9 protein-coding genes and 1 pseudogene are annotated in these 8,912 nt (G+C 56.0%); 1 reads left to right on the forward strand and 9 read right to left on the reverse strand.

The features are described 5' to 3' along the window. On the reverse strand, nt 1–1,903 hold a 1,903-nt coding region (locus tag AC1DVE_RS30815; RefSeq protein ID WP_477784428.1), incomplete at its 3' end, for an ImcF-related family protein. Further along, nucleotides 1,900–3,051, reverse strand: a complete 1,152-nt coding sequence (locus AC1DVE_RS30820) for a hypothetical protein (RefSeq protein WP_223533281.1) — start codon at nt 3,049–3,051, stop codon at nt 1,900–1,902. The genes AC1DVE_RS30815 and AC1DVE_RS30820, both read right to left, overlap by 4 nt. Between AC1DVE_RS30820 and AC1DVE_RS30825 the strand changes: the two genes are divergently transcribed. Continuing rightward, nucleotides 3,050–3,409, forward strand: coding sequence for a hypothetical protein (locus tag AC1DVE_RS30825; RefSeq protein WP_471897039.1), 360 nt, complete (start codon nt 3,050–3,052; stop codon nt 3,407–3,409). The two genes, AC1DVE_RS30820 and AC1DVE_RS30825, sit on opposite strands and share 2 nt — an antisense overlap. 39 nt (nt 3,410–3,448) lie before the next feature. Here the strand turns inward: AC1DVE_RS30825 and AC1DVE_RS30830 are convergent, their stop codons facing one another. The 7 genes and pseudogenes from AC1DVE_RS30830 to AC1DVE_RS30860 all read right to left on the reverse strand — a co-directional run. Then, the gene (locus tag AC1DVE_RS30830; protein WP_223456703.1) at nt 3,449–3,736 is read right to left on the reverse strand and encodes a YceK/YidQ family lipoprotein; all 288 of its coding nucleotides are present in this window, start codon (nt 3,734–3,736) and stop codon (nt 3,449–3,451) included. 225 nt (nt 3,737–3,961) lie between these two features. Beyond that, nucleotides 3,962–4,735: a hypothetical protein gene (locus AC1DVE_RS30835; RefSeq protein WP_223456701.1), complete on the reverse strand. Its 774-nt coding sequence runs from the start codon at nt 4,733–4,735 to the stop codon at nt 3,962–3,964. A gap of 29 nt (nt 4,736–4,764) precedes the next feature. After that, the gene (locus AC1DVE_RS30840) at nt 4,765–4,887 is read right to left on the reverse strand and encodes a hypothetical protein (protein WP_477784429.1); all 123 of its coding nucleotides are present in this window, start codon (nt 4,885–4,887) and stop codon (nt 4,765–4,767) included. A 90-nt stretch (nt 4,888–4,977) separates the two neighbouring features. Then, nucleotides 4,978–6,801, reverse strand: a complete 1,824-nt coding sequence (locus AC1DVE_RS30845) for a lipase family protein (RefSeq protein WP_477784430.1) — start codon at nt 6,799–6,801, stop codon at nt 4,978–4,980. Nucleotides 6,802–6,876: 75 nt separating this feature from the next. Further along, the gene (locus tag AC1DVE_RS30850; RefSeq protein WP_223533283.1) at nt 6,877–7,299 is read right to left on the reverse strand and encodes a hypothetical protein; all 423 of its coding nucleotides are present in this window, start codon (nt 7,297–7,299) and stop codon (nt 6,877–6,879) included. 2 nt (nt 7,300–7,301) lie between these two features. Beyond that, complete coding sequence (locus AC1DVE_RS30855; RefSeq protein ID WP_477784431.1) at nt 7,302–7,817, reverse strand: hypothetical protein; 516 nt, start codon at nt 7,815–7,817, stop codon at nt 7,302–7,304. Between the two features lie 8 nt (nt 7,818–7,825). Further along, a pseudogene (locus tag AC1DVE_RS30860) lies at nt 7,826–8,912 on the reverse strand (type VI secretion system Vgr family protein); the annotation flags it as partial.

Consider the following 8,912-nt stretch of genomic DNA (forward strand, 5'->3'; position numbering starts at 1 on the left):
CTTCGGCGATGGCATCGATGGCCGGCCGCACCTGGCCTTCCCAGGCTTGGCGGGTGAACACCCCCGGCACCTCGGCCGAAGTGGCAAACAGCGTCGATGCCTCGGTGTCGCCGACCATCTGCGCCAGGCTCAGCGCCGGCGCGTGATTGGCGGCGTTGTCGAGCACAGTCTGGTACAGGCTGGCTTCGCCGTTGCGCTGGCCCAGCTGGCTGATCAGCACCTGGCGCACCTGGGCGACCAGCTTGGGATCGGCGTCGATGCGCCAGTTTGGGTGGGCGGCCAGTTGTTCGGCGTAAAAGGCCCACAGGGTCGGTGCCAGCGCGTGCCAGAGGCCTGGTGAGTAGCCGGTGCTTTGCGGTTCGGCTTCCACCAAGGCTTGGGTGAGAAAGACCGGGTCGGTTTTCTCCGGGCGCGCCAGCATCAGGTAAGCCTTGAGCTGCGCGTAGGCGGCCGGGGCCTGCTTGGCGCGTTCGGGGCTGTCCGGTGGCAGCTTGACCAGAGCGTTGAGCTGGGCCTTGAGCGTGGCCGCTGCCGGGTCACGCAACAGGCGCTGATTGGCCTCGACGTAACGCGGCCACAGCATAGCCAACAGCGCGTCGTTCTGGTTCAGGCCGAAACGCTGATGCCATGGTGAGCCGTGGCTGGCGCGGTAATCCAGGCGGCCCAGTTCGCGGGTCAGTTCGTTGAGGGCGCTGAGCTGCGCGTCTCCGGGGGTGGCTTGTTGCAGCGTGGTCAGCGACGTCTGCAAATGGTGGATCTGCACGCGGTTGCTGAGGAACGACAGCAGCAGGCCGGCGCCCCACGCAAGGGCCACGGCCAACACCAAGCCATAAGCGACGCGTGGTGCGCTCCAGCCCAGACGACGGCTTGGTTGTTTTGGCTCGCCGAGCACGCCTTGCCAGGCAGGGTCCATGGGCCAGAAGTGCTCTTCCTTGTTCTGCGTTGTATTGGACAACGGCAGGCTGAACCACAGGCCGCGCAACGGTACATCCTGCCTGGAACTGCCGAACCACGGCGTCAGTGCCTTACGCCAGCGTGACAAGCCTTCGACCTCCAGGTCCCGCGCAAGACGCACCAGAAAGTCATGCGCCATCGTCAGGTTCATCTGCGCCCAGCCTTCCTGGCGCATGGGGCCCAGTAGACTGCGCAGCGACGTTTCCAGTTCTGTGGCGGTAAGGCGAGATGACAGTGCGCAGCCCACCGCCTGGCTCGGGCGTTTCTCCTGCAACCAGTGACTGGCGCAAACCTGCCACAGGTGCAGCGAGAGTGACCAGCCCAGCCTACGAGCGAGGTCTTGAAGGTGCTGCGCGCCTTTACCCATATGATAGCCGTCGGCACTTTGCTCGGCGTTCAACGCCCAAATCACGCCGTCGAGGGGACGCCAGCGGGTCAGGCGGCGGAACTGGGCGATCACCTTGTCGTCCAGCTCTTGCTGCACACTGCCACCCCACAGCAGCACGGTGCCCTCGCCTTCCAGCCAATGGTCGGTGCCCAGGCCGGGGGCGATGGCCTTGATCTGCTGAGGTTCGCCGACGACGAGCAGGAGGCGTACTTTGCGGTGCCACAGCGAGCCATAATTGCGGCGCAAGTACGCATACAATCTGGAGCTATCAAATTCAGTACACTTAGGCAGTATCAAACCCGCGTCCGCCCGTGGGAGCACTTTGTCTACCTGTCCCTGATCGCGATGACTTCGCTGTTTCAACTGCATCAACAACCGGGGGGCAAGCTGCGCGATAGCCGCAATAAGAACGATCAACAAGAAAGCGAGCATTCGGTGATGGTTTTCCACCAGCCCCATCCGTTCACCATAGGCCTGTATCACCCATCCCAGGGCGACCACCAGTACGCTGATCCACACCGCCGCACCCGCGCGACGCCATGGGTTACTCCATGCTTTCATGCCACCTCTCCCGCGCTAACGGTACTGATCCAATACCGTGACTCTTCTTTGGCGAGCAGCAGCACTGCCTGCCGCTGGTGTCGAACCATTTCCAACCCGAAGGCGGTTGCCAACCAATGACCAAAGGGTCCGGGCAGTCCGCACAGGTGCTCCTGAACCCACAGCTGCTGCGCACTCAAGGAGGCTGCCTGACCACCGATAGTGGCAAAAACATTGCCGGTCAGCGGCCGCCAGTCAGCGCTGTCCGCCAACACACCCGTCGCCTGAAGCGCCATCGTCTGGGTTTGCTGGAACAACTCCAGCTCGCTGTTCAAGGTGGCGACGTCCAAAGGCATCGGGCGCAACAAGCCACCTTGCACAGGAAGGTCCCAGGCAACGGCCAACTGGTCCGGGCATAACAACAAGGCCGCCAGCCCATCGGAATACGCCTCCCCGCCGTTTACCTGCATTACCAAAATCAAGTCGAGGGCTGCGGTGGCAGACTTCAGCGTGTCGTCGATCCATTGGCACGACAATTTATTGGTCAGGGTGACCGTTGCAGGTTGCTTGAGATGGGCGGTTTTCCACTGCTGCCAGACGTCGCGCAATGCAGCGTAGTGATCGGGCTCGACGTCACTCAACAGCGTGACTCGCAACGCCTGTTCAGCAGGCAAGGCCTGCAAGGCCGGACCGAGCACTGGCAACAACATCTGCAGCCCCGCCTGCGCGCGATCGCCCTGCTCAGGCAGAGCTGCTATACGCCTGGCTTGTCCTGTGCGCAATGGCAAATCTCGCCGAACTTGCAGCCCACTGGCAGACACCTGATCCGGCAGCAGCACACAGCTGGTATGCACGGCCAGATATCGTTGCGCCCAGTCTTGCCAGGCCAGTTGCGCATTGACTGCCTCCTCCTCGAGAAATTGATGCTGGCTCAGCGCCCCACCGTAGAAATAGGCACGGGAACCGAACAGCAAAACCCAGACCAGCAGTGGCGAGCCAGACAATAACCAGACATTGATCGCCTGCAGTTGCGCTAACTGAATTGAGGCGTGCAACAGAAACAACAGCACACCCACCACCACCGCGACGACGGCCGCGAGTACCCAACGACCCAGCATCGGCGGCGTCGGAGCTTGCACCACAGAAGGAGCCTTTCGATCCCAGCCCATGGCTCAACCCACCACACAGTCGGGAGCGCTGGAAAGCATCTGGCAGCCGCACGCACTGCGGCAGCCATTCACCACCATGGCCCGGCCGTTTTCGGACCAGTCGGGACTCCCCTCGACGATGGGGTTCACGCCATGTCCCGGGATCGGACAACTGACATCATCATCCACCAACGCCACTGGTTTTCCGTTAACGATCGTTGTGGAAGAGGCTGAAATCACTTCTCCCCCGTGCGTGGTGCTATCACCCAATAACACAAATCCCTGGTACATATTAATTTCTCCAAAATCAGCCCTGGATTACAAACCGAAACAAGCAACCAAATTACTTAATGAAGCATCTTCTCCTTCAACAGAGTAATTAACGAAAACGCACCCCATGCTCTTTGACGCCTGCCCTTTAAAAGTCGTATTTTCGAGGACAACTGTCATCGCCATTGGTGCGCTCGAGGGCACGCTCGAGTCCAAATGTGTCAAAAACGAAAGAAAATGGTAAGTCGACAATAGCTAGAGGAATAACAAACCCATACGTTTCCTTAATAAAGTTCCAACTAGTCGCAGCTTTGAAATCAAACTGGACCCCCTGATAAGGGCAGTTTGGTCCGTACGCAAGTCCCGCCCCAATAGATCCACACCCTGAAATGGAAAGCACAAACAAACCAGACAGAGCAAAAATAAACAATTTCATTAACTCAACTCCAACATTGATTTTTTACATTCAAGACACTGACCAAACACGGACAACAGCGACACTCGTTACGGGTATCAGTCATTGTTACGAAAACAGTCTCCTATTCTTGATCTGAAGGGCTGTCGGGTTTCCGCAAGATATGACCGAAAAGACTCTGCCGATCGAGGAACAGTTGGTTGCATACCTGAGCAAAAGGGCTGTGCGCGGCAGGAGATGCGAGGCTCACTGTTTGTTCTCCGCTGCCTGGCGGATCGCTTGTAATTTACGGAAATCTGGTTGGAAACGACCGTCGGCCACGGTCGTACCATCTGGATAAGAGAATTTTATGAAGCTGCCTATTTTATGTACCTTGGTACCCTCCGATTTGACCAGAAAGTCGGAGTGCAGGACGGGTTCGAAATACACCTGTCGGGCTTGCAGGGCCTGATACATCACATAGATATCGCCCTCACCCGCCAAGCTGATCTGTTTTCTATAGCCTCCAAGAAAGGCTTCGCTCAACCACGGGTAATAGTCCTTCCTGATCGTCAAATCCCCTTCGACCTTGATGTCCGCGCCACCGCGTGGCGAGTTGTTGTGATCGAAGATCACCACCACCCCGCCCCCAGCACCATAGGTGACGTTCTCTCCAAAGCGTGTTGGATCGCCATAGGTCACCCCAAAAGTCACGTTGCTCAATCGCCACTGGCAGACACCGCCACCATCGATCGGTAGCTTGGCCACATAGAGGTCACTTTGTCCCTCACGCACGAGTTGCAGATCGGTACGTTGATAGCCATCGCGTTGATAGGCTTCGCCGAAGGCGGAGCGGTCGGTAAAGGTGCACAGGGTCGAGCGGTACATCACCTGTAGGGTTTCCGTTTCCAGCTCCTTCGGCATTTTCACCGTCACGGTTATCGATTCGCTGTCCGGTGGCGGCGCCAGGCTCTGGTCCTTGGCACAACCGCTGAGGCTGACGAACAGAGTGAGTATCGCGATGGGCGTTTTCTTGATCATGGTCGGATCCTTGGCAGCGCGGGCCGGGCTCAACAGTGGGTTCTTTCGTAGCAGGCGCTCGGGTCGGCCACGGCATCGAAGCGTTGCAACGCTTCGGCACCGCCATCGGCCTGTTGCGTCACCCGCAAGGTGTCGCCGAGACGACTTTGCAAGTCGAGGAACACCCTGTTGCGTGCCAGTTCGTCTTCGACAAGGCTTGCGTAATGATCCCTGGTCTGCTGTTCGAAATTCTGTCGATCCAGTTACCGCTTCAACAACGGCGAGCGCTCGGGGTTGATTGACTCCAGCAACTGGCCATAGATGTACGGCTGGTAATTGCTCATGAAGTGATTGCCGAGACCCACGAATCGGCCGGCCTTGGGATTGCTGAAGGGCGGGAAAAACCTCGCCCGACTCTCGGCGGTCAACGAGGTGGTGAGGCGCTGCTGCGCCTGCTCGGCCTGCTGGTCGTCGTCGGGGCTCAGGCTCGGTACCAGGTAAAACTTGACCTTTTCCGACAGGCGATAGGCAATGGTGGTGTGGTAAGGCGCGCCGAGCCCGTCCTTGTTGCGGTAGGCGGGGTACGGCGAGCCTCGCCGGCGGGTGTGCTGTTCGGTCTTGAAGAACATGGCGATTTCGCCGTGGTGACAAAAGGGATCGCCATGGCGGAACAACTGACTGGCGGTCAACTGCAGCATCGACCAGCCAACCCCTAGAGTAGTGCCCAGCGGGCCATAGAGGTCGTAAAGGTAGTTATCCAACGCCGCTTCAGGTGGCACGCTGGGGATTGGATCGATGTCGTTGACGTGACGGAAATGCACGATCTCGTCGAGGCATTTAACGGCCTTAAGAGTGAAGGTGCGTGGCATGCCGTAGGTGTATAGCAGCGGGTTCTGTGCTTTCAGTGAAGCTGCATGCACTAACCCAAGGGCGCCGCCCAGGCTGTGGCCGCAGATGAACAGTTCTCTACCTTGAATAGCCTCAGGAATCGTCTTACCCAGATCCCTGGCATAAACCCTTCTGGACAGTTCGAACGCATCGCGAAAGCCCAAATGCACACTGCCCTCTGGCGTCAGGTCGGCGCAGGCGACCTTGGGCTCGCACAAGGCCTGCACTTCAGGTTTTACTGGGCGGAAAGTCGCATCAGTACCTAGATCGGACGCCCCCTCGGTACCCCGCCAAGCCACGAGCACCTGGGTGGCATTGATGGCATAAAACAGTTGGGTGTCGCCCTCTGGTGGTCGGACCTGAGTGGTGTCCAACGGTTTGGCGATGGTGTAACGCCCATCGAAGGGAACATCGGTGACCACGCACGGCAATTTCTGACCGCTGTCCAGAATTATGGGTGTACGAGATAAGTCCAAACATTGCAGTTCGAAGAACTCCTTAACGGAACCCAATGTATTCTCGGGCCGCGTGCTGTACGCCAGAATACTCATCAGCGCCAGGTTGTAAGCATTGACCAGGCTGTACTCCGTCTGGTGATGCAAGGTCAGTGACCAGGCACGTAGCGGACAGACTTCCAACACATGCCGGCGATCGAGTTGATCGTCGCCGATGGTAAACCCGCCAAACTTTGGGTCTGGAAAATGGTAGGCCGGAGGTTGCCTGGCATCCGCCAAGGGAGGGTCGAATGTCGGCAGTCGATCGCACAATTGGCCGATACGCAGGTAGTGATAGCCATGCCCGGCTGCGACCGCCTGCTGTTCGATGGGCGAGAAGCCCGAACGCTGCGGACCATACAGCGGCGTGCGATCAGCGAAGCCGGGGCGTGCAGGTTCGGCTCGCTGGGCACGCAGGCGGCGATTTTGCAGTATCTCGGCCAAGAGCTCGGCGCCTATCAGCAAGGTGATGGCCAACGGGTGCAGGCCGTCCAGGCGGATCACTCCCTCGGCATCGGTGCGGCCGCTGTACTCCGGAATGAAGTCGCTGCGGGTCGCCTCGTTCAGCGCGCGATAAGGCAGGTTCGCCAGGGGCGCGCCCTGTTCATCGAGCAATTGGAACTCGATCCAGTGCATTTTCTGTTTGCCGCAGATCACAGTCTTGCAGGAGCCCAGTGTGTCCGTACGGTGCAACCTATCGTTCATGTCAGTCCTTTAATGCTGTTAGTTATTTATTCTGAAACCGTCGCAAGTCGCCAGCGATTGATCTGCACAAAACAACTAAACACACCATTTTTTCCTGAATAAAATGGAAAACAATTTAACAGCCTCAGAAAACAACAGCAGGCTAATCAACCATATAACTGACGTTGCGCCTGCAGCTTTCGAAAGCCATAAAAAAATCGATAGCGAAGGCACAACAAGCAATAACCGAAGTGGTAATTGAACGTAAATTAGATACGGAATCGTTCGCGAACCGACGAAAAACAAAACCATTGAAACAACTATCGACACATTCAGAAGAACTGACAACAACAAGAGCACATCCGAACTAACCCCATGCTCTGACCTTAACTGGACATAGGATTGAATATCGCTATAAAACGGCACCTTGCCCTGGGAAAAATTGAGGTAGCCGAACCGGATAATGTAAAAGAAATCCATCGCACCCCAAAACCAATAAAGCCATTTTATTTTCAGCATCGCTATTTCCCTACCCGATGAAAATCAATGCTACAAACTGGAGCTTTTTCTCTGCCATCAGAAAGGCGCTCGTATTGAAGAAATTCAAAAATATCACCTACCACCTTCTTCACGCAGAAAGCAGCCCGATAGGTATCAGTAGTCCGATAAGCATCAGTCATTTGAAAAACGTAGGTTTTATTTTCCTCAAATTTAAGTGGAGGTATTTTTATTTTCCCATCATATAACTCATAGCCATCGGGAACACTACCAAACTCTATGCATCCCCCAGGCTGTAATACCAGAGGTTTGGCATCTAGCTTCAACGCAACCCCCCAGCCAGGGGCATTTCGCACATAACTTTCTGATACTGATATCCAGCCAACTGAAAAACCCTTACCTACATCACTCGGCAAACAAATAGCCGGCTTATTATTGATAGCAACAATCTTGGCCTCGCCAAGCAGGCCAAAAGACGTGGCGCTCGCCTCTTTCACAACGCAAGACAGCGCAATCAGCAACAATGAAATCGATTTCACGGGCATTTTCATCCTGGAAGATTTTTCTTGCTGGAGGGATCATTCAGAAAGCTTCCGAGCGTAGCCGAAAGAAGCTCTGGGCTTTTCCCAACATTTTTTTGGTCCCACACCCCGAGAGGATTCCCAACCACACAAATGATGTAATAATCCGAAATTATCTCCCCCTGCTGTTCCATGTTATAATTTGAAAACTTACCATCGTTAAACAAACTGTATTCATATGCCTCAGCACCTCGACTGCTAACTGTCAGGCCTTTTTTCTTCACTGGATAACCCAGTTGGTACTGCCACACGTGCGTCATTTCATGCATGAACAGGGCTTTATCTCTGTCGTCTTTTGTACTTGAAAAATCATCTCTGTAGTACTTAGTACTTTCCGGGTAATACATCTCCCCATTCGGTGTCACCGCCGTATTCTGAAACCCGACAAACAACCACCATCCGCCGTGATGTACTTTGACCTTGCTGTAATTGACTGCATCTTTAAAGACGGTTTGCGCCATGGCGATTTCGCCGGACGTCAGGGAACGCTTCTTGCCTTTGGGTAGGCGAACATCTTTAGTCGAGTGGCCCACGTCCGTATCGTTGGTCGAAACATCACTGGCGGTCAGGTCAATTTGCATCGGCGCTTGGGCGTTTTGCGCCGCGCAGCACAACGGTTGCGCATCCTCTGGGGGAAACAGCAGCAACTGGGTGATCTGCGTCGGCTTCTCGGTCACCAACCGCTGCGTGTAACCCTGCCCATCAGTCACGCCATCCAGAATGCGACCGTCAGCCAATGTGGCCGAGTACTTGATGTTGCTTGCCAATTCGCCGTTAGGCCCGAGCAGACGAAGTTGTTCGTCATAGAAGGTGGAATCCGGAAACTCAATCTTCAGCCCACCCGGCAACAAGGTATGAGCGCTCATGGTTCGCCCTTCCTTGTCGGTTACGCCGTTAAACACTTCGCCCTGTTCAGTGGTGATCCGGTAGCGGGTAAACGCCAGCGGTACCTGGGCCTCATTTTTCAGAACGTATTCCGCGGAGTAACCTCCGGGTAACGGTGTTGCCGGCGTATCCAGCCTGGCGCTGCCAAACTTTTGCACATGCTTGGCC

This window comes from Pseudomonas sp. P4_B4, assembly GCF_056402255.1.

Coding starts and splice junctions, on each gene's coding strand:
- AC1DVE_RS30825 (WP_471897039.1), top strand. CDS start 3,050: ATGGCTCAACCCACCACACAGTCGGGAGCGCTGGAAAGCATCTGGCAG.
- AC1DVE_RS30820 (WP_223533281.1), bottom strand. CDS start 3,051: ATGGGCTGGGATCGAAAGGCTCCTTCTGTGGTGCAAGCTCCGACGCCG.
- AC1DVE_RS30830 (WP_223456703.1), bottom strand. CDS start 3,736: ATGAAATTGTTTATTTTTGCTCTGTCTGGTTTGTTTGTGCTTTCCATT.
- AC1DVE_RS30835 (WP_223456701.1), bottom strand. CDS start 4,735: ATGATCAAGAAAACGCCCATCGCGATACTCACTCTGTTCGTCAGCCTC.
- AC1DVE_RS30845 (WP_477784430.1), bottom strand. CDS start 6,801: ATGAACGATAGGTTGCACCGTACGGACACACTGGGCTCCTGCAAGACT.
- AC1DVE_RS30850 (WP_223533283.1), bottom strand. CDS start 7,299: ATGCTGAAAATAAAATGGCTTTATTGGTTTTGGGGTGCGATGGATTTC.